At 50.6% G+C, this 21709-nt stretch carries 21 protein-coding genes and 1 tRNA gene; 11 read left to right on the top strand and 11 right to left on the bottom strand.

The annotated features are described in order from the left end of the window. Positions 1 to 2: 2 nt before the first annotated feature. The gene (locus tag OC597_RS15530) at positions 3 to 917 is read right to left on the bottom strand and encodes an ABC transporter permease subunit (RefSeq protein WP_085117590.1); all 915 of its coding nucleotides are present in this window, start codon (positions 915 to 917) and stop codon (positions 3 to 5) included. Positions 918 to 1067: 150 nt separating this feature from the next. Then, the gene (locus tag OC597_RS15525; protein WP_099063757.1) at positions 1068 to 2186 is read right to left on the bottom strand and encodes a branched-chain amino acid ABC transporter substrate-binding protein; all 1119 of its coding nucleotides are present in this window, start codon (positions 2184 to 2186) and stop codon (positions 1068 to 1070) included. Positions 2187 to 2675: 489 nt separating this feature from the next. Here OC597_RS15525 and OC597_RS15520 point away from each other — a divergent pair. Continuing rightward, positions 2676 to 2751: transfer RNA gene (locus OC597_RS15520), tRNA-Asn, on the top strand. 192 nt (positions 2752 to 2943) lie between these two features. Here the strand turns inward: OC597_RS15520 and OC597_RS15515 are convergent. From OC597_RS15515 to OC597_RS15505, 3 genes are all read right to left on the bottom strand, one after another. Then, a complete protein-coding gene (locus tag OC597_RS15515; RefSeq protein ID WP_262209412.1) occupies positions 2944 to 3072 on the bottom strand; it encodes a hypothetical protein in 129 nt (42 codons plus the stop codon). Between the two features lie 314 nt (positions 3073 to 3386). Further along, the gene (locus tag OC597_RS15510) at positions 3387 to 5000 is read right to left on the bottom strand and encodes a restriction endonuclease (RefSeq protein WP_262209411.1); all 1614 of its coding nucleotides are present in this window, start codon (positions 4998 to 5000) and stop codon (positions 3387 to 3389) included. 246 nt (positions 5001 to 5246) lie between these two features. Continuing rightward, a complete protein-coding gene (locus OC597_RS15505; RefSeq protein WP_262209409.1) occupies positions 5247 to 6407 on the bottom strand; it encodes an IS30 family transposase in 1161 nt (386 codons plus the stop codon). A gap of 292 nt (positions 6408 to 6699) precedes the next feature. On the opposite strand from OC597_RS15505, the gene OC597_RS15500 reads away from it, so the two are divergent. Together OC597_RS15500 and OC597_RS15495 are read left to right on the top strand one after the other, a co-directional pair. Next, positions 6700 to 7242: a GNAT family N-acetyltransferase gene (locus OC597_RS15500; protein ID WP_262209407.1), complete on the top strand. Its 543-nt coding sequence runs from the start codon at positions 6700 to 6702 to the stop codon at positions 7240 to 7242. Positions 7243 to 7301: 59 nt separating this feature from the next. Then, positions 7302 to 7898, top strand: coding sequence for a GrpB family protein (locus tag OC597_RS15495; RefSeq protein WP_262209405.1), 597 nt, complete (start codon positions 7302 to 7304; stop codon positions 7896 to 7898). Between the two features lie 53 nt (positions 7899 to 7951). On the opposite strand, the gene OC597_RS15490 is transcribed toward OC597_RS15495, so the two are convergent. After that, positions 7952 to 8743, bottom strand: coding sequence for an aminoglycoside phosphotransferase family protein (locus OC597_RS15490; protein ID WP_262209404.1), 792 nt, complete (start codon positions 8741 to 8743; stop codon positions 7952 to 7954). 662 nt (positions 8744 to 9405) lie between these two features. Here OC597_RS15490 and OC597_RS15485 point away from each other — a divergent pair. Next, the gene (locus OC597_RS15485) at positions 9406 to 10104 is read left to right on the top strand and encodes a GNAT family N-acetyltransferase (RefSeq protein ID WP_261462372.1); all 699 of its coding nucleotides are present in this window, start codon (positions 9406 to 9408) and stop codon (positions 10102 to 10104) included. 160 nt (positions 10105 to 10264) lie between these two features. Here OC597_RS15485 and OC597_RS15480 read toward each other — a convergent pair whose 3' ends face one another. Continuing rightward, on the bottom strand, positions 10265 to 10765 hold the full coding sequence (locus OC597_RS15480; RefSeq protein WP_262209402.1) for a DUF4136 domain-containing protein: 501 nt from the start codon (positions 10763 to 10765) through the stop codon (positions 10265 to 10267). Positions 10766 to 11243: 478 nt separating this feature from the next. Between OC597_RS15480 and OC597_RS15475 the strand changes: the two genes are divergently transcribed. From OC597_RS15475 to OC597_RS15460, 4 genes are all read left to right on the top strand, one after another. Beyond that, positions 11244 to 11594: a DUF4377 domain-containing protein gene (locus tag OC597_RS15475; RefSeq protein ID WP_099062394.1), complete on the top strand. Its 351-nt coding sequence runs from the start codon at positions 11244 to 11246 to the stop codon at positions 11592 to 11594. A 218-nt stretch (positions 11595 to 11812) separates the two neighbouring features. Next, entirely contained in the window at positions 11813 to 13012 is a 1200-nt protein-coding gene (fabV, locus tag OC597_RS15470; RefSeq protein WP_085116277.1) for an enoyl-ACP reductase FabV, read from the top strand. Between the two features lie 427 nt (positions 13013 to 13439). After that, a complete protein-coding gene (locus OC597_RS15465) occupies positions 13440 to 13769 on the top strand; it encodes a hypothetical protein (protein WP_262209399.1) in 330 nt (109 codons plus the stop codon). A gap of 17 nt (positions 13770 to 13786) precedes the next feature. Further along, positions 13787 to 14140, top strand: coding sequence for a hypothetical protein (locus OC597_RS15460; protein WP_261284289.1), 354 nt, complete (start codon positions 13787 to 13789; stop codon positions 14138 to 14140). Between the two features lie 35 nt (positions 14141 to 14175). Here the strand turns inward: OC597_RS15460 and OC597_RS15455 are convergent, their stop codons facing one another. Next, positions 14176 to 15108, bottom strand: a complete 933-nt coding sequence (locus tag OC597_RS15455; RefSeq protein ID WP_099062391.1) for a LysR family transcriptional regulator — start codon at positions 15106 to 15108, stop codon at positions 14176 to 14178. A gap of 117 nt (positions 15109 to 15225) precedes the next feature. Between OC597_RS15455 and OC597_RS15450 the strand changes: the two genes are divergently transcribed. Then, entirely contained in the window at positions 15226 to 16323 is a 1098-nt protein-coding gene (locus tag OC597_RS15450) for an NAD(P)-dependent alcohol dehydrogenase (RefSeq protein WP_262209396.1), read from the top strand. A 20-nt stretch (positions 16324 to 16343) separates the two neighbouring features. Further along, positions 16344 to 16892, top strand: a complete 549-nt coding sequence (locus tag OC597_RS15445; RefSeq protein WP_261255740.1) for a nuclear transport factor 2 family protein — start codon at positions 16344 to 16346, stop codon at positions 16890 to 16892. 34 nt (positions 16893 to 16926) lie between these two features. On the opposite strand, the gene dcuR is transcribed toward OC597_RS15445, so the two are convergent. From dcuR to OC597_RS15430, 3 genes are all read right to left on the bottom strand, one after another. Beyond that, positions 16927 to 17640, bottom strand: coding sequence for a two-component system response regulator DcuR (gene dcuR, locus OC597_RS15440; protein WP_262209395.1), 714 nt, complete (start codon positions 17638 to 17640; stop codon positions 16927 to 16929). A gap of 3 nt (positions 17641 to 17643) precedes the next feature. Then, on the bottom strand, positions 17644 to 19245 hold the full coding sequence (locus OC597_RS15435; protein WP_262209393.1) for a sensor histidine kinase: 1602 nt from the start codon (positions 19243 to 19245) through the stop codon (positions 17644 to 17646). 123 nt (positions 19246 to 19368) lie between these two features. Further along, positions 19369 to 20211, bottom strand: a complete 843-nt coding sequence (locus tag OC597_RS15430) for a class I fructose-bisphosphate aldolase (protein ID WP_261284294.1) — start codon at positions 20209 to 20211, stop codon at positions 19369 to 19371. A gap of 535 nt (positions 20212 to 20746) precedes the next feature. On the opposite strand from OC597_RS15430, the gene OC597_RS15425 reads away from it, so the two are divergent. Then, positions 20747 to 21676 carry a sugar ABC transporter substrate-binding protein gene (locus tag OC597_RS15425; RefSeq protein ID WP_261255732.1) on the top strand — a complete coding sequence of 310 codons (930 nt, stop codon included), beginning with the start codon at positions 20747 to 20749 and terminating at the stop codon, positions 21674 to 21676. The last annotated feature ends 33 nt before the right edge of the window (positions 21677 to 21709 follow it).

The raw sequence follows: 21709 nt of genomic DNA, 5'->3' as shown, positions 1-21709 counted from the left end.
CCTCAAACCTTAGCGACCATTGGCCGACCGAGCAGGCCCTGAGGGCGGAAAATCAGGATCACTACCAGTAAACCGAAGGAGAATACGTCTTTGTAATCCGAGTTCACCATGCCGGCAAACTGCGCCTCCGCCACGCCCAGCAGCAGGCCACCGAGCATCGCGCCGGGTAGCGAACCAATGCCCCCCAGCACCGCGGCGGTAAAGGCCTTGATGCCGATGATAAAGCCGACGTAGAAATCAAAGGTGCCGTAGTTCATGGTGATCAACACCCCCGCCAGCCCGGCCATCGCGGCACCAATCACAAACACCAGGGAGATCACCCGGTCGGTGTTGATGCCCAGAATGGACGCCATCTTGCGATCCTGCTGGGTGGCGCGGCAGATGCGCCCCAGACGGGTGTGCTGAATGATGTAGGTGAGGATGGCCATGCCCAGCAGTGAGGCGACCAGGATAAACACCTTGGTGTAGGTGATTTGGATCACCCCGCCGTCAAAGTTGAGGCGGAACACGCCGTCCAGCAACGTCGGGATCCCTTGTTGGCGTGGCCCCTGGCTGATTTGCGCGTAGTTCTGCAAAATAAGCGACATACCGATGGCGGAGATCAGCGGTGCCAGACGCGTGGAGTTGCGCAAAGGTTTATAGGCGATACGTTCGATCACCCAGCCATACACGCCGGTGACCACGATGGTGAACACCAGCGTGCCGAGGATCAGCAGCGGGAAGGATTGCAGGCCGAAGAACGACAGCAGCGCCAGCCCGATAGCGCACAGGTAGGCGGAGATCATGTACACCTCGCCGTGGGCGAAGTTAATCATGCCGATAATGCCGTAAACCATGGTGTAGCCGATGGCGATCAGGCCGTAAACCGCGCCGAGCGTCAGGCCGTTGATCATCTGTTGCAGAAAGAAAACATCCATAATGAGCAGTCTCGCCTGGTGGGACCGCAAGCTAGTGCAGACGCGGCCCAAGGGAAGTATCGGCGCGGACCCGCCGAACACGCGGATCCGCTTATCAGTCATGTCGATCCAGCCCCCTGCGGGCGGGATAAACCTGATCCGTCGGGCTGATTAGAGTTGGTGATATTTGCCTTTATCGTCCCACTGATAGACCACGTAATCCGATACCTTCAGGTCGCCTTTCTTGTCCCAGGCCTTTTTGCCCATCACGGTATCCACATCATGCGATTTCAGCCATTCGCTGGCCTTGGCGCTGTCTTTGCCGCCGGTAGCGCTGAAGGCTGCGGCGATCGCCTGAATCGAAGCGTAGGAGTAGAGGGTGTAGCCTTCCGGCTCAAAACCGCTGGCGCGGAACTTGGCGATCACTGCTTTACCTTCCGGAATTTGGCGCGGATCGTTGCCGAAGGTCATCAGCACGCCGTTGGTGTATTGCGGCCCACCGGCAGCGGTCACCAGCTCTTCGGTTACGATGCAGTCGCCGGAGAAGAACTTGGCGGTCACGCCCTGCTCACGCATCTGGCGCACCAATGGCCCGGCTTCTGGATGACAACCACCGAAATAGACCACGTCAGGTTTGACCGAGGCGATCTTGGTCACCAGCGCGTTAAAGTCTTTTTCACCGCGTGACAGCCCTTCATACAGCACTTCCTTCACGCCACGCTTGTTCATTTCCGCCCTGGCGGCATCTGCCAGCCCCTGCCCGTAGGTGTCTTTGTCGTGGATCACCGCGATGCGTTTGGCTTTCAGGGTATTGAGCATGTAGTTGGTGGCGATCACCCCTTGCTGGTCATCGCGGCCGCACATGCGGAACATGTTGGTCATGCCGCGTTCGGTAATTTGCGGGTTGGTGGATCCGGGAGTGATGGCGATAATCCCGGCTTCGTCATACACCTCGGAGGCTGGCATGGTGGAGGAGGAGCAGAAGTGCCCGACCACCGCCGAGACCTTGTCCTGATCCACTAACCGGTTGGCGACCGAGACCGCCTGTTTGGGTTCGCAGGCGTCATCCCCCTGCACCAGTTTGATTTTTTCCCCTTTAATCCCGCCGGCGGCGTTGATATCCGCTGCCGCCTGCGAGGCACCACGCCAGTACTGATCGCCATAGGTCGCATTCGGCCCGGAGAACGGCCCGGCGACGCCGATAACGATATCGGCCTGAGCATAAAAAGCTGAACCTAAACAACCGATAAGCAGAGCAGCGAGCGGACTTTTAATTAATTTCGATGACATTGTTGTATTCCTCAGCACTGTTTTAGCGAAACGCCCAGGGGCGTGGAGCAGTCACTTTATGTGTAGACGGGGAAAATAATTTGCGCGAGAGCGCAGTCGCATTACCCGAATTTAGCTAAGCAAAAATCCAGCCATTGTGACGGCCAATACATATTTTCTGTTCATTCATCCTACATATCAGAGGAAAAACGAGGGGGTTCACTGCCGTCAGGAGGCGCTGTGGGGGGATCAAGTGGCAAACTCGCCGCAAAATTTTTCTGCTACTTCAGTCATTGTTCCCATGCAGTCTCCCCCTTCGCACCAGAAACGTGCAATGGCAGGTGCAACCCTGACGCCAGGGATTTTGTGGTGATAAACAACAGGGATAAACAGGATGAGTGCCGAAAAACAACGCAACATGCTCATTCCATCAGCAAACGCACTTTTCTCGCAGTTTAGTGCTTTGACAAACCCGCACCACCCCGCTATTATTCGCCCCGTTCACACGATTCCTCTGTAGTTCAGTCGGTAGAACGGCGGACTGTTAATCCGTATGTCACTGGTTCGAGTCCAGTCAGAGGAGCCATATTAGAGAAGCCCGCTCAGGGAAACCTGAGCGGGCTTTTTGCTTTTGTTAACTAAACGGCTGCTTAGAGCGGATGTTATGTCTGGAGCAGACATGACATGGCAGAGCCTAGATCACCTGTAGCAATTCACTGATTAAAGCTTGGCGGAATGGTAGTTAGGGTGTGGGTAATTCATCCACACCCTGAGTTACTTATTTTCCTGTGGATTTACTAGGTTTTAATGCCGGAGTATTACCAGGAGTATCTTTATTATCACGTCGACGTTTATCAGGTTCGCCTGTCGATTTAGCAATTGGTTTAGGACCAGGTTTAAGACCCATAATAGTTATCCTTTAGATGTTTAAGAGGGAACTCCTCTATACGGATATATGGGGTTTAGTAAAAGTTATCAAGGGAGGTTATCCGCCTCCAAGTGATTAACTCGCTATTGTGTGAGCAATGTCAGCTTCTGGCATAAAGTGGTCAGACAGAAGGACCTACAGGTCCGTGATGAGCGAAAAGCGAACTTACCAGTACGCTTATGGTTAAGGAGCATCAGGTACTAACAGCTATTCATGCCAATCGATTTAACACAGCTCAGATAACGCAATGAACTTAACGAAAGTGCTACCCTCAATGGCATCCTTAAAATTACTTAAAAATTTGGATTAATACGGGCAGATACGCCGGCGTGCTCCTTTAAGAGATAAAGAAGACCTCCGCCATCAATGAGTTCTATGGGTTTATCCTCACAAAACCGATAAGCGTCTTTGCCGTACTGACTGGTACAGACCAAAATCCCTTTGTTCGCGCCCTCATTCATCATTGTACCGTACAGGTCTCTGACGGCACTGACACCGACAGTATCTTTATATCTTTTGGCTTGAATAACAACTTTACCTCCCAGAATTGGACGTGTATCAAATGCAACCGCATCAACACCACCGTCTTTTGTGCCCCTTGTAAGTTTCGTATCTAATCCCATTTGCGTAAACAGGTTTGAAACCAATACTTCGAACTCCGATGGAGAAAGATCCATAAGGTTTGGGCGAGTTTCAAGGCCAGAAAGAGCATCACCTTGATCAATGAAGCGTTTATCAACCATATCAAACTCAAGAATAGGCTTCACTGCCTGGAGTTCATCAGGACGTCCTGAAACTTGAGCCCCTAGACTTCGAAGACATGCAACTTTTTCAACTCGTTCAAGTTTGATTTGCATAAAATCATCTTTGTGCGCTCGTGCTGAAACCAACGTAACGACGATATCATGGCCGCTGGTCGGATCAACGGTCTCGATAACACCGTTAAAAAGAACAGATGTTAAAGCTGAGGCCTTATCTGCTTCGAACAGCTCATGCAAAGTTCGTAGTGTAATTGCTGCAATTATATTTTGATAAAGTTCTTTGATTTCGTTAGCCTTTCTAGCCTTTTCCTCGATGGCATCTCTTGTCTTAACATACTTATATTCAAGCTGACTTGGGACAATAGATATCTCTGGCAAGCTATATTCAACTACCAATTCTTTATTTTCAGGTAAGTATGCGAGTCTAAATGATTGAGGAAAACCAACTTCTGGATATTCTGAGCGTGTCCGAACCATTTCACAATAAGCCAGCACGCTGTCAGGAACACCTTCCAGATAGTCTAATTCAAACTGATTGACTTCCTCATGCTGCCTTTCAATTTCTTCGAAATAGGCTTTTCTATGATTTTGATATTCTTCAACCAACGAATCTAACTCAGCCCTCTGGTTAGAAGCCTTTTGCAGATATTCGTCTTTTCTCCTAGAAAAAACATCTTCGGAACTTTGTAATTCTCGTTGGTATTTTTTTTGCACCCACGGAAAAATCATTTTCCATGCAGAAGGAACATTCACAATTTTCAGCTCAGGCTCTGCCTCAGGTAATAAGTGTCTAGGCGTTTTGAAATCTTCGAACTGAGGCGTTTTTTTTAAAGCGGAGAAATCTATCGAATCATCAAACTCGAGGGTATGCTCAAGTAAGGTTGAAAGGGTAATGTTAACCTCTTCCAACTCAGCGTTCAGGTCGGACACCTCATCCAGTCGCCCTTCTAAGTACGCGACTTTAGCTGCTTTTTCAGCCGCTTTATGTACGCGTAATATCTGAGCGTTTTCTCTTTTAGCTTCACGTTCTAAACGCTGAACCTCAGCAAAGTGATTTCTTTCTGACCTCTTCCGCTCACGCTCTGCTGCTGCTACCGCTCTAGCTGTTGCGCGAATAAAACCTTCAAATCCCGATCTGCGTCCCATCTCAGTCCTCAAGTGTCCCCTACTGAAAATCAGTCTATAACCTTAACAAGGTTGCCATAGGCAAGCATAGATTTCCTTTAACTTGTTCTCAATTTACTTCATTGACATTCACATGATCCAGAAAACTAGTAAAACCCTCCACCATCAGTAATTAGTTAGCTTTCGATTAATTAACAAATTGAAGAAAAAATTGATTTTTATTGCTGAAATGCCAGCGTGGCATTAAGGTTGCTACGAGTTGTGAGTTCAACTGATGGACGCAACACATTGGTTAAAACGCTCTGCGGGTGATTCATAGTCTAGCGTTTTTCTTGGCCTATCGTTGAGCTGCCTGGCAACACTGTTTAGTCTTTGCTGGCTGTGAACTGATAAGTCAGTTCCTTTTGGAAAATACTGCCTGAGCAATCTGTTCGTATTTTCATTGGAGCCGCGTTGCCAGGGGGATTGAGGATCGCAGAAGTAAACCTGAATATCTGTGGCTACAGTAAACCGGGTGTGGCTGGTCATTTCAGCGCCCCGGTCCCATGTTAATGTTTTATAAAGCTCAGCAGGTAATTCCCGGGCTTGTTTGATGAGTGCTGATATAACCGTTATGGTCTTGTTGTCCCTGACTTTGGCCAGCATAACAAAACGGGAATGACGTTCTACAAGGGTGACGATATAGGAGTTTTTAGAGCCCTGTATCAGGTCACCTTCCCAGTGACCGGGTATAGCTCTGTCAGCCGCTTCAGGTGGTCTTTCGCTGATAGAGATCGTATCCGGGATTGACCCTAATCCTTTCCCTTTAAGCGATGATGTTCTGGATCTACGCACAACTCTTCTGCTTCTGAGGCATTGCTGCAGTTCTTTTTTTAATGCTCCTCGGGTTTGTATAAAAAGTGTTTTATATATCGTTTCGTGTGACACATGCATTTCCTGATTATCCGGATAACAGCGTTTCAGCCAACCGGCGATTTGTTCCGGCGACCAGTCCTGATGCATCTTCTCTGCGATGATTTTACACAATGTGGGTTTTTCAATTAGCTTGCAGGGTTTTGGTCTCAGAGCATTTTCCCACGCAGCAGTATCCGCTTTTGATGCACGGTATTGTTTTGCACCACCGTGCCTCTTTATCTCGCGGCTAATCGTTGAAGGTGCTCTCGATAGCTTGTTTGCGATCGCTCTGATGCTGATTTTTGCTACCAGCGCTCTGGATATTTCCTCTCTTTCATCAAGTGAAAGAGCTAACGGATGCCGCTTTCGGACAGGGGGACGATATCCACCAGTCTGGTGGATAGTGGGCATAATAGAAGAATGATATCTATCGAACATTCTGGCGATATCATGCAGGGAATCACCTTGTTTATATCTGTCCCAGATAATCGCTTTCTGCTCTGGCGTGTAGTAAATGCGCGTTCTTCGTTTCATGGCAACGTCCCCCTTGATTAAGGATAGCGTTGCAGCGACCCGTTGAACTCACAGCCAGAAGCGGACATTTCAAACTTTCCGATGTACCTATCAATCGGGAGCAGGCCACAGCACCTGGAAAAATCAGGCCCACTTCGCGCGAGGTTTTTAGCGTCTTAATATGAAATTCAGGTTTTTCTAATTGGGTGCTATTTGTATATCGAAAATTATTTAGTACATTTTTTTTAACAAAAAATGGTAATCTTAATATGGTAAGATACACGAAGAAGTAGTTGACATTGAGAGAAACAGAATGGACAAGTTAGTTATAATTCGGAGAGCATCTGAGCATGATGCTGAGACGTTAGGCGTGGTTGGTCCAGCGGCTTATGCAGCGACATACCATTACTTGTGGAATGACGGCGTTGCTCTGGCTCATCAACTTAATACGTTTAGTAAATCAGCATTTTTAGCACTGTTACAACGACCTGACTCAAGAGTGTGGGTTGCCGAAATCGCAGGTGAAGTTGTTGGCTTTCTAACAATGTTAATCAATTCGAAGAACCCAATTACGCATGATACTGACGGAGCAGAAATTTCGAGGATTTATCTACTTCCGGGAAGTCAAAAAATGGGGATAGGGTTTCAACTCCTGTATACTGCACAAAAATATGCCAACAAACATGAACTGACGCATATGTGGCTTGATGTGATGGAGTCTGCTGTTGCAGCAAGGAGCGCATATTGTAAATGGGGTTTTTCAGAGGTAGGACGTAAAAAATTTTCTCGCCGAGTAAAAGAAAATTTATCTGAAATGGTTGTCCTGAGTATAAAATTAAATGCTGAAAATTTATGACAGCGTATATTCTTAATTGTATCTTGTGTTTACAACTCTTGTGGCCAAAGGATTAGTTTATGATCTCAAAAAAAGAAATAATGGCACATTATATCGCTGACCCTCAAGACAGTTATTTTGTGCATGGCAGTCCTCCAATAGAAACGGTTGAAGTTGTAGCATATGATATTCTATGGCCTAGAGTATATGCAGACGTGTCTAGTTCTATTAGAAAAAAATTAGGCTCTTGTGTAAAGAAAATAGATCATATTGGTTCTACAGCAATTCCTGGTATTGCAGCTAAGCCTGTGATTGATATAGACCTAACAGTTGCCAATCCTGCGGATGAAGATAATTATTTACCTGCATTGGAAAGCTTGGGCTTTCACCTTATTGTTCGTGAACCCCGTTTCCATGGACATCGCCTGTTTCATCTAGAAAATCCCAGGGTGAATTTACATGTATTTGGGCCAGATTGTCCGGAAACAGTCCGTCATTTACTATTCCGCGACTGGTTACGCCAATCGGAGGATGACTGCCAGCGATATGCCAACGCAAAGCTTGAGGCGGTGGAAGATTGTCGCTTAGATATTGAAAAATATCATGAAAACAAAAAGAAAGTGGTTCATGATATTTATCGGAAAATTTTCCAATCTCTTGGTTATTTAGATAGCTAAGATGCATAGCGTCTCCATGGATAATCCAAGCCTATATTTTATATTTGGGACGATCAACTCGCCATGATTATCCGATGTAGCGCTGCCTGGTGTCTTATGATCCAAGCCGCACTGCGAGCCCTCCATGTTACCCCCCAAAGCGGAGCAATCTCCAAGCTATCCATCGTCACTTGAGCGGTAATGGCTTCATTCGCAGCACTGAGAATAACAAAATCCTTCACTTTCTCAATAAAGCCAATGCGTTGAACGCGTGATACCCCATACCCATCAAGTAACATACACATTTGACGTGCGCGATCTTCAACCGAAGGGAGCCCCTGTTTTTCAGCAATGTCATCATCGACTAGCTGAGCATTTAGCCAGCAGGCTTGAGCCAGTTCAATCATTGGATCAACAGGCCCGGCCTCTTCCCAATCAATAAGCGCAAAGGGTAATTTATTACGGCAGACTATATTCCATGGCCCCGTGTCGCAATGCCCTATCACCGACGCAGTCCCCAAACGTCGGCCGAACCATGGACGCCATTGCGCATTTTCTGGTGGTAAAAAAGAACGGGTTGCCTGGTGCAGCGCTTTCAGCATCTGTCCCAAGAGCGGAAATGCTTCGTCTTTCCAGGGGTGAGGATGGACAAAGCCCCCCTCTAAAAACGAAACCATTTCTCGCCCTTCTGGATCAAACCCGGTACCGACAATCCTTGGTGAGTATTTGAAACCTACTTGTTCCAGGTGTCCAAGAAGTGCAATGGTTGTGACTGACCAGGGCGCCGAGGCGCGGAAAACAACATCTCCTTTCTTCGTGACTAAAGATCGTCCTCCACCCTGAAGAATATTCTCACTGTTGTTCAAAATCGTTATCTCTCATAAAGAATTCCGTGTCAGGATTCTAATAAATAGATTAAGTTTATCATTATCTTTATTGTATTTCATTTAGAAGCCGGACGCCAACCAGATTCAGGTAAGTTTAGCCGTTAGCGACCGCTAAAGTGAAAAGTATAAAAACAGTCTTAACCTACAATAATTTCCATTTTCCAAACGGCCCCCTAAATTAATTGACAGAGCATCACTATGCAATTTCTGACCTAATTTCCTCTTTTCGCTCATTGCTGACAGCTGTCAGGTTTAATCGTGTTCAAGCACAGAGTACTGTCAGGTCAAGTTTGCGCCAATACATCACATATCAGACGCGAATTCCTCCCGAACCGAACCGAGGGAATTGATAACTATATGAAGATAAAGGACAGTAAACGAAGGCGAAACTAGGTATTTTTTAATCTAAAGTCACAGTATAATGTTGATTTTAAATGAAAAAATACCACTTTTGCCATTAAAGGAATCGTATTCGGTCTTTTTTTGTGTGCTTGATTTATAAGTGTTTCCTCGAAGAAGCTCGATATTCGACCTTTCACGCCATCATTTATTCTTTCCTCTCTTCATTCACTCATAGTGTGAGGTTTGCACAGCGTCCTGTATGCTGGCCACAACAGACTTTCGCAGAAGGTGAATGATCGTTGAATACGAATAAATATGGTCAACCGGTAGGTTTTCCCTTGCCTGAATGGCAGTCAGCATCCTTTCCGAAATTGAGTGAGTTAAACGGACAGCACTGCAAACTGTCGCCCCTTAACATCGATCATTGCGAAGCGCTTTTCGATGCATATTCGCTGGCAAGGGATGACAGAGACTGGACCTGGCTTGGTGCAGAGAAGCCTGCATGTCTGCATGAAATGATGCTTTGGGTTGAAAATAAAATTAACGACAGTTACCTGGTTGCCTGGGCCGTGACGGAGATGAAAAGTGGACGCCCGGTTGGTGTCGTCTGCTATAGCTGCATTGATACCGTTAATGGCGCACTAGAAATAGGGCATGTGACTTGGTCACCTATGATGCAACGAACCACCCTGGGTACAGAGGCCATATACCTGCTGCTCAAAAATGCCTTTTCTCTGGGCTACCGTCGGGTTGCATGGCGTTGTGATTCACTGAATGTGGCATCAAGAAAAGCTGCTGAAAGGCTGGGATTTTCGTTTGAAGGACGCTTCCGTCAGGCGATGACTCGTAAACAACGTAATCGCGATACGGACTGGTTATCTGTTATCGATATCGAATGGCCAATTGTTGACAAGGCTCTCTCAGGTTGGCTTTCATCCGAAAACTTCACTGAAGATGGGACTCAAAAGCGCAATCTTGAAACATTTTTCACAAAGTAACAGCACGATTGGAATGACGTTAATCCATGAACCGGCTAGTCGCCAGAGAGCACCGCGCTTTTAAACCTAAGGATTCTAAAGCCATAAAAGGCTCACTGATATTTTACTTCTGTGAACCTTTTCCGTTTTGAGCAGGGCTTCCGGTTAGCTACTCAAAAAATCAGCGGTTTGCCGGGCCGGCCTGGAAGGAGTAGGTGGCAAACAGCGCGGTTACTGCCTGTTGGATCTGGGCCTGGCTGGCCGGTTTACCATCCGAACTCAGCGTGTTGCTGGCGGTTCCACGCCAGACCAGCTGTTTCTTCTTGCTGTCCACCAGGTCTACCGTCAGGGTGCCTTCGGTATAGCTCCAAACGGTTTGATTATACCCCCCCCAGCCGGCATAACCTCTGCGACCGACCGGTACCGGAGCGTCGTTCACCTGCACCTTGTTTTGTTTCATCGCGCTGCTGTAGACCAGCAGATCAGGGGTTGCGCTGGCTTTATACCCGCGTTGTTCCATTTGTTGTTTAATTGCCGATTGAATGTACTTGCCTGTCAGCGTTTGGTACTGCCCGGCAGTTTCTGAGGCAAAACCGTAGGTATGGTATTGGGTGAAGTTGGCGCTGTGGTCATAATCACTGGTCACCTGCGGCTGGCTGGCACAGCCCGACAATAAAGCCATCGAACCCGCTATAAAAAGGCAAGGAAGTAAACGCATAGCAAACCCCTTTAGGATTATTGGTTTCATAAACTTAGACCCAGAAGTGGTGGTTAGCAAATAGTGAATTAACGCCGAATTTGCTTTTTCTGAGAGGGAAAAATAGCAATCTAATTATTGCTTGAGGTTTCAGTTAATATCATGGACTCCCGGCCTTTTGGTGATAATGCTGACGGGTCACTGTGAGCCTAAAACTCCGCTACATGGAGAATTTGCCATGACTCGCCAGCATTAATCGGCGTTGAGTATACGGAAACGCCTGCCGTTATTTTTGTCTTAACGAGCCGCCAGAGCAAAGAAAAACGGGTCTGATTTTGTACTTTACTGTCACGATACTTTCTGCAGACCGGTCCATTTTCCCCAAATTCGGAACACGCCGCTGGCCCCGATAGCCGTAGCTTTGTTACTATCAGCGCACCCAAAGACTCAATGGTGCATTACATTGAAAATCAAAGCGTTGTTATTTGTTGCCTTAGCCGGTTTGGCCGGCTGCAGCCAGGAGGGAGCGATCGTGAGCCAACCCGTGAGTAAAGACGGCGACCATACGGAAGTGTTGCTGGTGAACAGTGCGCTGGTGGATTGTATGGGCGTCGCCCCAATGAAATGCATGCAGGTACGTCACTCCGTGCAGGGGCAGTGGGAATTGTTTTACAGCCAAATTGAAGGCTTTAACTTCGAACCGGGCTACCGTTACCGCCTGAAGGTCAAGGTAACCGAGTTGGAAAATGTGCCGGCCGACGCCTCTTCACTGCGCTATACGCTGGTTGAACAGTTGGAAAAGAAAAAAGTCTGATTGGTTTTTGTCGGGCCGGGCGCGCAGTAGCCTGGCCTTGAAACCCACTCCAGGATCCCCGTGTTTATCCCCATCCCCCTGTCGCGATAGCAAGATTTCACCGGTGTAACTGGTCTGTTCACTGCACTTGTTGCGATTCTGCAATGCACCCAGCTTAAGTATATTGAGAAAATCAGGTATATTGTCCTTCGGTTTTTAGCTACCAAGAAAAAATTACTATGATTATCAAACCTAAAATTCGTGGTTTTATCTGCACTACCGCTCACCCGGCAGGTTGTGAAGCCAATGTCCGTGAGCAAATTGCCTACGTTAAATCACGTGGCGAACTGAAAAACGGCCCGAAAAAAGTGCTGGTGATCGGTGCTTCCACCGGTTATGGCCTGGCATCACGCGTCAATGCTGCATTCGGCAGCGGTGCAGCCACCATCGGCGTATTTTTTGAAAAGCCGGGCAGCGAAGCCAAAACCGGTTCTGCCGGCTGGTACAACTCTGCTGGTTTTGACAAGGCAGCTAAAGAAGAAGGCCTGTACGCGAAAAGCGTTAACGGTGATGCATTCTCTAATGAATGCCGCCAAACGGTTATCGACCTGATCAAACAGGACCTGGGCCAGATCGACATGGTGGTTTACTCACTGGCTTCGCCGGTACGTAAAATGCCGGAAACCGGTGAAGTGGTGCGCTCTGCGCTGAAACCTATCGGCGAACCGTACAAATCCGTGGCACTCGATACCAACAAAGACGTGCTGGTTGAAGCCGTGGTTGAGCCGGCCAACGAGCAAGAAATTGCCGACACTGTCAAAGTGATGGGCGGCCAGGACTGGCAACTGTGGATGGATGCACTGGAAGAAGCCGGCGTGCTGGCTGATAACGTGCAGGCAGTGGCTTACTCCTATATCGGCACTGACCTGACCTGGCCAATCTACTGGCACGGTACGTTGGGCAAAGCAAAAGAAGATCTGGATCGTGCGGCTCTGGCCATCGATCAGAAACTGAAGGCCAAAGGCGGCGCGGCTTACGTTGCCGTGCTGAAGTCGGTGGTGACTCAGGCTTCCTCCGCAATCCCGGTAATGCCGTTGTATATCTCTATCGTCTTCAAAATAATGAAGGCGCAGGGGATCCACGAAGGCTGTATCGAGCAAATCCAGCGTCTGTTCGCCACCAAGCTGTACAGTGGCACCGCACCGGATACCGATGAGAAGCACCGTCTGCGTCTGGACGACTGGGAACTGCGCGACGACGTGCAGAACACCTGCCGTGAAATCTGGGCACAGATCGACGACAGCAACATCAATGAGCTGACCGATTACCAGGGCTATAAGGCCGAGTTCCTGCGCCTGTTCGGTTTTGGTCTGCAAGGTGTTGATTACGAAGCCGACCTCAGCGGTGAAGTTAAGTTTGATGTGGTTGAGTTGGTCTAAACCCGTCAGGCATTGAGAGAAGGTCGGGAGCTATCCCGGCCTTTTTTAGTTCTGCATTCTGTTTATCTTAAGTTAAATTATTTCCCTCCTTATTGAAATATAATGCAGTTTGTCTCGGTGTTATCTGCGGCTGAATACGAGTTAATAAACTAAAAAAAGTATTTTTTTATTTACTGCCACTCATGATTAAGTCTATTTTAAAAAGTAATATACAACGGCGAAACAATAGGCCAATCAAGGGTGTTAGATCGTTAACCAACTAAATATATTATCTCCACCCATTATTAGCCTCAGTGTTTTCTATTTAATTTGTGTTTGGTTTTTATCAATTAATCTGTCTGCTATTTGAGCGCTGTTGATTAAATCATCAGGGAAACTCTCGTTAATATAATGAGAGTGAGCCGCCGTATGGGCTTTAATGGAGTTTATGCTTTTGAAATTGTCTTCTGTAATGACGACAGCGCTCACTTTGCTGGCGTCTTCCTGTTGCTGTGCGTTTGTCGACAAGCATCCAACTCCTGCCCCTGTGGATGAGGAGAGCGTCGCCGTTGATTATCGGCAGCGGTTAAATGGCGTGTTGCAACATCTCTGGTATGTAGAGCAAATACGCTCGGAACAGGCGCAACTTGCCGCTTTACGCGCTCAGCGCAAAGCATTGGAGTCCGCTATTCGCCAGCGGGAATGCGAGGTGGCCGCAGCGTCATCGTCTGCCGATCAACGGGCAGTGGGTGCGTCATTGGATCCACGGGTTAACTGAATTTTGGGAGTCTATCGATGAAAAGGATCTTTCTCGCCTGCGTGGCGCAGTGCTATTGCCTCAGCGCTCTGGCATCGTTTGATTTTCAGTACCACGCTGAACCGCCACTGGATAATAAAATCGCCGACAGCTATCAGCAAAAACGCAGTGGGCTAAAACATAAGATATGGAGCGCAGAAGCTTTGACGCAGGCCAATGATGAGGCAATAGCGCAGGAACAACAGCGCGCTGCCGCCGACCTGGCAAACCGAAAACGCCATAACACCCAGTATGGCGAATATCGCTGCGGGAAAAACAAGCAACAGCATGGCAAGCCTTGTTACCCTTCGGGTGGGGCGATGGATTTCCCCACATTCAAGCGCCATCGCTGAAGCGGGCAGCCAGGATCAGAACTGCCGTCGAAGCGCTATTTAACCGCCCCTTTCTGCAACAGCGGCGGGACGTTCAGCGCCAGAAAATCCACCAGTGCGCGCACCGAAGGCAGCATGCCGCGACGGGTCGGGAAGACCGCGTGCATAATCAGCGGGGCGCAAGCCCATTGTGGCAAGACGCGCACCAACTCACCCTGCATCAGCGCCTGATGACAGGTGATATCCGGCAACAACGCGATACCCAGGTGCTGAGAAAGCGCATTGCGGACGATCCCCCATTCGCTGCACATCAGCCGCGGTCGCACGCGCACCGCCCGTTTTTCCCCCTCGGGGCCTTCCAGATCCCAGGTTTGTTGTTCGCCAACGTCGACCAGGGTCAACAAATCATGGCTGCTCAATTGCTGCGGATCGGTTAATGGGGGACGTTGCGCCAGATACTGCGGCGAAGCGACCAGGATACGCACGCTTTGGCCCAATTCACGGGCTATCATGCCTTCACTCATGTCTTTGCGCTGGCGCAGACGCAGTGCCACATCAATCTTGTCGGTCACCGGATCAAACCGGTTATCGTTCGCCAGCAGTTGCACCTGAATACCGGGATTTGCCGCCATAAAGGCCGGCAGGCAGGGTGAAAGCAGCACATCGGCGGCCACCTTGGGGCAACTGACGCGCACCAGCCCGGAGGGTTCAGCCCGGCTTTGGTCGATCAGTTCCTGGGCGATCTCGGCCTCGTTGATCGCTATCTGTGCATGACGCAGCAGCAGTGAGCCGGTCTCCGTCAGCTTGACTCGCCGGGTGGTGCGCTGGAACAGCAACACGCCAAGACGATTCTCCAGCGCCAGCACGCGCGCGCTCAGCTTGGATTTTGGGATATCCAGCGCACGGCTGGCGGCGGAAAACCCGCCGTATTGGGCGACCTGGGCAAAATAGTAGAGGTCGTTCAGGTCTTTCAGTATGCCTTTCTGCATTCTTATTGTCCTTAATTCGAGAACAGTGAATCAGAGTATGGCATCTTTTTGCGCCCAATAGCGCATCTTATACTGCCCCACATCGAAGCAACGGCAACAGGTTCAGTGGGAGAGTGTATGGAAATTACAGCAGCAGTCAGTGAGGGCGCAGTAGGGGGATTTTCCCTTAAGCAGTTGCAACTGGGCGAACCTCGTGCCGATGAGGTCCTGGTAAAACTGGTGGCTACCGGCCTGTGCCATACCGATATCGCGGCCCACAAAGGCATTATCCCTATGCCCGCCCCGGTGGTGCTCGGCCACGAAGGTGCCGGGGTGGTGGTGCGGGTGGGGGCCGGGGTCAGTAAAGTGGTACCCGGTGATCATGTGGTGTTGTCGCTGGCCTCTTGTGGCACCTGTGACAAATGCAGCATCGGCATGCCGACCTACTGCCGTCAGCATGTGCCACTGAACTGGCTGGCCCAGCGCGCCGACGGTTCGGTCAGCCTGCATGATGCAGGGGGCGACGTGCACAGCCATTTCTTCGGTCAGTCCTCTTTTGCGCAATACGCGGTGGTCAATGCCAGCAGTATCGTGCCGATCGATAAAACCATCCCACTGGAGTACCTGGGGCCACTGGCCTGCGGGCTGATGACCGGTGCGGGTGCCGTGATTAACACTTTGCAAGCACAGGCGGGCTCCACGCTGGTGGTGTTTGGTCTGGGCGCTGTGGGCCTGGCGGCGGTGATGGCGGCCCGGGTGGTGGGTTGCGGTCAGATTGTGGCGGTGGATATCAAGGATAACCGTCTGGCGTTGGCCAAAGAGCTGGGTGCCACCACGGTGATCAACTCGAAAACGACGGACGTTGCCGAAGTGATTAACCAGCTGACCGGTGGGCACGGTGCGGATTATAGCGTCGAAGCCGCCGGGCATGCGGGTGTGATGGCTGATGCGGTACGGGTGCTGGCGGAAAATGGCAAATGTGTGCTGACCGGCGTGGTGCCGCAGGGCGAGTCCTTGCCGCTCGACATCATGCATTTGATCCGCGGGCGGGCAGTGCAGGGTTCCATTATGGGCGATGCGGCGCCGGCGGTGTTTATCCCGATGTTGGCGCAGTTGTTCCAACAGGGGCGCTTCCCGATCGATCGCATGATCCGTTTTTATGCCATGAATGACATTAACCAGGCGATGACGGATTCACAATCCGGTGAAACCATTAAAGCCGTAATACGTATGTAATCCCTCATAAGGTAAATAACATGAAACGACTCTTTTCAGCGGCCCTGCTGGGGCTGATGGGTATGGCTGCGTCCGCGCAGGCCAACGACCATATTATCGAAAAACAGGGGCTGTATTATCTGCAGCCGGGCTACGACGTTAACGACGTCGCCGAGTTTTACTGGCGCAGCCTGAACGGCTGGTCGGAGAAACCGGCCAACGTCGCCAAATATTTTACTCCACAAGGGGTGTTTGAACTGCCTTATGCGCCGGTGGAGGATTTTAGCTTCTTCGCCACGGCTTCCAAGGGGCGTGAAAATATCACCCGTTACTTTACCGGTATGAGCGAGTACCTTGGCGATCTGAAATATGCCGACTGGAAGGGCTGGAGAAAAGTGGTAACGGCGGAGCCTGGGGTGTTTGTGTTTGAATACACCAGCAGCGGTAAAATCAAACAAAGCGGCGGCGATTATAATCAGCAGTTTATTGCCATCGTGACCATCAATGATGGGCAGATTGCCAGCGCCCGCGAATATTGGAACCCGTATGTGGCGCTGCGTGATTTCGGTCTGATCCGTAAAACGCAATAACAGCTGAGCCCCCGGCCTGTACCGGGGGCATCGGTCAGCGGCAATATTCTTTCAGCAGGGCAATGGCATCGGGTTTTAACTGATAAAGATAGACCGGCCTGCCGGTGGTACCGTACAGAATGCGGGTGCCGAGAATGCCGCTCTCCGCCAAATAAATCAGGTATTTGCGGCAGGAAACGCGTGAAATTCCGATGGCATTGGCCAGATTATCGGTCGAAAACTCCCCGTCGTGCTGTTGCTCAATCCATTCACACACCGTATTCAGCGTGATGCTGGTGAGCCCCTTCGGCAGTTTTTTCCCTTCGCTGCTGCTGGGTTGACGACGTAACAGGCTGTCGACATCGCTCTGCGAGAATTCGCGCTGCGCCAGGATCTGCGACTGCTGCTGGTAGTTGCTCAACGCCTCTTTGAAACGCCCAAACTGGAAAGGTTTGATCAGGTAATCCACCACGCCGTAGTGCAAGGCACGCTGCACCGTATCCACGTCGCTGGCGGAAGAAATGATGATGACGTCGGTTTTTTCACCCAGCTCGCGCAGGCCGGGCAGCAAGTCCAACCCGTTCTCCTGCTGCATATAGATATCCAACAACACCAGATCGATACTGACTTCGGCGTCGGCCAGCAGTGCCCGCGCCTGCGCCAGTGTGGCAACCGTCGCCTGACAGTGAAAACCGCTCACCTGACTCAGGTAGTATTTGTTTAACTCCGCCACCATCGGGTCGTCGTCGATAATCAATACGTTAATCATGGTTCAGCCCTTGGCCTGATAGGGAATATGGACAAAGAACTGGGTCAGCTCACCCGGTTCAGATTCAAAATCAATGCTGCCGCCCAGCTTCTCCAGGTTGCTGCGGATCAGCGCCAGGCCGATACCGCGTCCCGGTCCCTTGGTGGAAACGCCCTGTTCAAAAATACGTGCGCCGAGAGCCGGATCGATACCGGGGCCGTCGTCGCTGACTATACAGTGTAAGTGATTCTCATTGTGATGAAAGCTCAGGTTGATCTCGTGCCCCTCAACGCCATCGATAGCGTCAATGGCATTGTCAATCAAATTGCCTAGCACGCTGATCAGCACGTGGGTGGTTTCCGCATCGTCGGTTTCCGGCAGCAGGCTGGCTTCATCAATGGTCAACTCAATACCGGCTTCATGGGCACGGCTGATCTTGCCGATAAAGAAGCCCGCGACCTCTGGTGACTGGATTTTTCGCAGCAGTGCGCCGATCTCTTCCTGATAGGTGCTGGCGGTGTTGATGATGTAGTTTTCCAGTTGCTGATAAGCCTTCATGTGCAGCATGCCGAGGATCACATGCAGCTTGTTCATAAACTCATGTGACTGGACGCGCAACGCATCGGCATAGTGCGCCATGCCGCTCAGGCGCTGCACCAACTGGCTGATTTCGGTTTTATCGCGGAAGGTGGCGATAGCGCCAATCACCTGACCCTTGACGATCACCGGCACGGTATTGGTCAGCAGTTCACTGCCGTTAAAGCTGATCTGTTGGTCACGCAGCGGTTTACCGCTGGCCAGCACCTCCGCCAGATTCAGTTGAGCCGGCCAATATTTGCTGGCAGACTCCAGCAGCAGATTTTCGAACGGCCCGCTCTGGCGCAACAGACGTTTGGCTTCGTCGTTAACAAGGGTAATACGTGACTGGTTATCGACCGCGATGACGCCTTCTTTAATCGATTGCAGCATGGCGTTGCGCTGTTCAAACAGGTTGGAGATTTCATAAGGTTCAAAGCCGAGCATGATGCGCTTCAGCGCCTTCACCAGGAAGAAGATGCCGAGGGAGCCAACCAGTGCGGCGAAGGCAAGGGTCCAATAGATGATCCAGCGGCTTTCACCCACCACCCGGTGGACGGTATCGAGCGCAATACCGAGTGCTACCACGCCAATCTGCCGCCGTTCGCTGTCGTAGACCGGGGCAAATACCCGTAGTGACGGCGCCAGCGCACCGCGATTGATGGCACTGTTGGTTTCACCGCGCAGTGCAGGCTCCAAATCTTCACCGATAAAATGTTGGCCGATCAGCCAGGGTTTGGGATGTGAGTAGCGGATGCCTTTCATGTCCACCACCACCACAAACAGCAATTCGTTCTGGTGCCGCACCTGCTCGGCGAAACGCTGGACCGCACCGCTGTGATCCTCCCGTAGCAGGCCGTCAACCACATTGCTGGAGAGTGCCAGCGTTTCGGCAATCGCCATCGCTTTCTGACGTTGCTGGTCTTGCCCTTCGTGACTCATCTGCACAAAAAACAGCGCATATACCACCAGCAGCACCGAAGCGACGATGGCAGACACCATCAACGTGAGGGTGGTGCTGAGCTTCAGCGGTATCCGTTGTTTTGGCATGGCGGTTCTCCGAATGGGCCTGTCAGGATAATAGCGGGGAATGGAACGCAGGGTAGCGACCGGCAGCAGGTTATAACATGCTGCCGCCGGGGGAGGGATTATTTTAGTTACAAAAGCGAGCGTTTAGGGCTGATGGTAGATTTCCAGCGCCTGCTGACCGCTGGCGCCCTGATGGATGATGGCCATTAACGCGCTGACCACTTTCGATGGGTTGCTGTGTTGATACACATTGCGGCCATACACCATACCGGATGCTCCCTGAGCCATCAGGGCGGCGGATTTTTCCAGCACCGCACCCAGTTCGCCTTTACCGCCGCCGCGTACCAGCGTTGGGCAACGCGCCGCTTCAACGATGCGGTGGAAGTCTTCCACCCGTTCGGTCGGGTCGGCCTTGATGATGTCGGCGCCCAGTTCACGTGCCAGCCGGACTAACGGCACCATTTTTTCTACGTCGCCCAGCGAACCGTAGGCAACGCCCTGGCCGGCCGGCGCCATCACCAGCGGTTCAATCATCAGCGGCATGGCATAGCGATCGCAGGCATGGCGCAGGCGGCCGATATTCTCGACACACTGGCGAAAAATGCCCGGTTCATCGGGGATCAGATACAGGTTAACCACCACTGCGGCTGCATCCATCTGCAGCGCGGCGAGGATCGGTGCCTCCGGGTTATGCAGCACCGCCCACATTTCACGGTGGCGCGCGGCGTTATAGGCATTGCCGACGTCGGTACGCATCACCAGTGCCGGTTTGTCGCGTTGCGTTGCGCGTTGCAGCAAATCCGCCTGGCCGTAGTTGACCTGAATGGCGTCGGGCCGGGCGACGATCAGGTTGTCCATCACCCGTTCGATATCCTCCAGGCCGATTAAAAAATCCGGTTCATTGGCGATGCCATGATCAATCGCCACATCGAGGCATTTGCCGTTATTAAACAGCCGGTTCATCCGTACCTTACTGCTGTGCTGCATGTCAGATCCTCCTGAAAATACATGTTCATTCAGTATTGTCGAGTAACGCGGGGGATGAAACCACGGATCCGCAAACTGCGTGCTCGCTCGCACATTTACTGAGAATTCGCAGTGCCATTTTTCATCACCGCAGGGCGTTTCCGGTAGTTGAATGCACTTAAGTCACGAACGCGCTGGTGACTTTTACGCCATTTGTTAGATCCGTGTCATGTTTTTGTTACTTGGCCATTCCAAAACGCATGTTTCGCTTGTTTGAGTTAAAAAGTTTCAATAATCTAAATTATGAAATAAACATTTGATAATGATGGGGTGGCTTAAATGCCCTGAGAGCGTGTTTATTTTAAAGTGTTGTTTTTAATCTATTTTGAGACATTGATCAAAGTTTTACACACCACCTGAATACGGTAAAAAAGCGATAAATCTGCCGTATCAAAGGGATAACATCGACCGGATTGTTGTTTTAATGTAAAAAATATTTTTCATTAGCTGTCAAATCAACAGGCCTCTTCACTCTAACAATTAAAGGGTACAGAACATGAAGCTGAAGAAACTGATCGTCACCTCGGTATTGATGTGCATGTTGCCGGCCAGCGTGTTGGCAAAAGACATCAAAATCGGCGTTTCAATGGCTGCTTTCGATGACAATTTCCTCACCATCCTGCGCCAGTCAATGCAGAGCAAAATGAAACAGGACGGCAACGTCAGTGGTCAATTTGAAGATGCAAAAGGGGATATCGCCCAGCAGATCCAACAGGTTGAGAACTTTGTCAGCCAGGGCGTAGACGCCATCATCCTCAACCCGGTCGATACCCAGGGCGTGAAGCCGATGATCAAACTGGCGGAAAACGCCAAGATCCCACTGGTGTTCGTCAACCGTCGCCCGGAAATCAAGCTGCCTGCGGGCATGGCCTACGTCGGCTCGGACTCCAAACTGGCCGGCAAGCTGCAGATGGAAGAGTTGGCCAAGCTGATGAACGGCAAGGGCAACGTGATGATCCTGATGGGGGAATTGTCCAATGAAGCGACCCGCGACCGCACACGCGGCGTGGAAGAGGTGGCGGCCAAGTATCCCGGCATCAAAATCCTCGACAAACAAACCGCCAAGTGGGGCCGTAAAGAAGCCGTCGACATTACCACCGACTGGGCGCTGACCGGTCAGCAGATTGATGCCATCGCCTCCAACAACGACGAGATGGCGATTGGTGCAATCCTGGCGCTGAAGCAGGCGAAGAAAAGTGGCGTACTGGTGGCCGGCGTTGATGGTACCCCGGATGCACTGGAATACATCAAGAAGGGCGAACTGGCGCTGAGCGTGTTCCAGGATGCCAAAGGGCAGGGTGAGGGCGCGGTGCAAACCGCCATTCAACTGGTGAAAGGCGAGAAGGTGGAAAGCAACGTCCTGATCCCGTATCAGTTGATCACCAAGGCCAACTATCAAGAATTTGCCGACAAGAACAGAAAATAAGCGTTCAGGCAGCGCAGTTATATCCCTGCCGCC

Source organism: Serratia proteamaculans, from assembly GCF_946227095.1.
Taxonomy (GTDB): Bacteria; Pseudomonadota; Gammaproteobacteria; order Enterobacterales; family Enterobacteriaceae; genus Serratia; species Serratia proteamaculans_E.
Note: the sequence above shows the minus strand (reverse complement) of the source record. Positions and strands in the feature narration are given on the sequence as shown.

Excerpts from the sequence above, each read along its gene's own strand:
- OC597_RS15530 (WP_085117590.1), bottom strand. The coding sequence starts at position 917 with ATGGATGTTTTCTTTCTGCAACAGATGATCAACGGCCTGACGCTCGGC.
- OC597_RS15525 (WP_099063757.1), bottom strand. The coding sequence starts at position 2,186 with ATGTCATCGAAATTAATTAAAAGTCCGCTCGCTGCTCTGCTTATCGGT.
- OC597_RS15515 (WP_262209412.1), bottom strand. The coding sequence starts at position 3,072 with ATGGGTCTTAAACCTGGTCCTAAACCAATTGCTAAATCGACAGGCGAA.
- OC597_RS15510 (WP_262209411.1), bottom strand. The coding sequence starts at position 5,000 with ATGGGACGCAGATCGGGATTTGAAGGTTTTATTCGCGCAACAGCTAGA.
- OC597_RS15505 (WP_262209409.1), bottom strand. The coding sequence starts at position 6,407 with ATGAAACGAAGAACGCGCATTTACTACACGCCAGAGCAGAAAGCGATT.
- OC597_RS15500 (WP_262209407.1), top strand. The coding sequence starts at position 6,700 with ATGGACAAGTTAGTTATAATTCGGAGAGCATCTGAGCATGATGCTGAG.
- OC597_RS15495 (WP_262209405.1), top strand. The coding sequence starts at position 7,302 with ATGATCTCAAAAAAAGAAATAATGGCACATTATATCGCTGACCCTCAA.
- OC597_RS15480 (WP_262209402.1), bottom strand. The coding sequence starts at position 10,765 with ATGGCTTTATTGTCGGGCTGTGCCAGCCAGCCGCAGGTGACCAGTGAT.
- fabV (WP_085116277.1), top strand. The coding sequence starts at position 11,813 with ATGATTATCAAACCTAAAATTCGTGGTTTTATCTGCACTACCGCTCAC.
- OC597_RS15465 (WP_262209399.1), top strand. The coding sequence starts at position 13,440 with ATGCTTTTGAAATTGTCTTCTGTAATGACGACAGCGCTCACTTTGCTG.
- OC597_RS15460 (WP_261284289.1), top strand. The coding sequence starts at position 13,787 with ATGAAAAGGATCTTTCTCGCCTGCGTGGCGCAGTGCTATTGCCTCAGC.
- OC597_RS15455 (WP_099062391.1), bottom strand. The coding sequence starts at position 15,108 with ATGCAGAAAGGCATACTGAAAGACCTGAACGACCTCTACTATTTTGCC.
- OC597_RS15450 (WP_262209396.1), top strand. The coding sequence starts at position 15,226 with ATGGAAATTACAGCAGCAGTCAGTGAGGGCGCAGTAGGGGGATTTTCC.
- OC597_RS15445 (WP_261255740.1), top strand. The coding sequence starts at position 16,344 with ATGAAACGACTCTTTTCAGCGGCCCTGCTGGGGCTGATGGGTATGGCT.
- dcuR (WP_262209395.1), bottom strand. The coding sequence starts at position 17,640 with ATGATTAACGTATTGATTATCGACGACGACCCGATGGTGGCGGAGTTA.
- OC597_RS15435 (WP_262209393.1), bottom strand. The coding sequence starts at position 19,245 with ATGCCAAAACAACGGATACCGCTGAAGCTCAGCACCACCCTCACGTTG.
- OC597_RS15430 (WP_261284294.1), bottom strand. The coding sequence starts at position 20,211 with ATGCAGCACAGCAGTAAGGTACGGATGAACCGGCTGTTTAATAACGGC.
- OC597_RS15425 (WP_261255732.1), top strand. The coding sequence starts at position 20,747 with ATGAAGCTGAAGAAACTGATCGTCACCTCGGTATTGATGTGCATGTTG.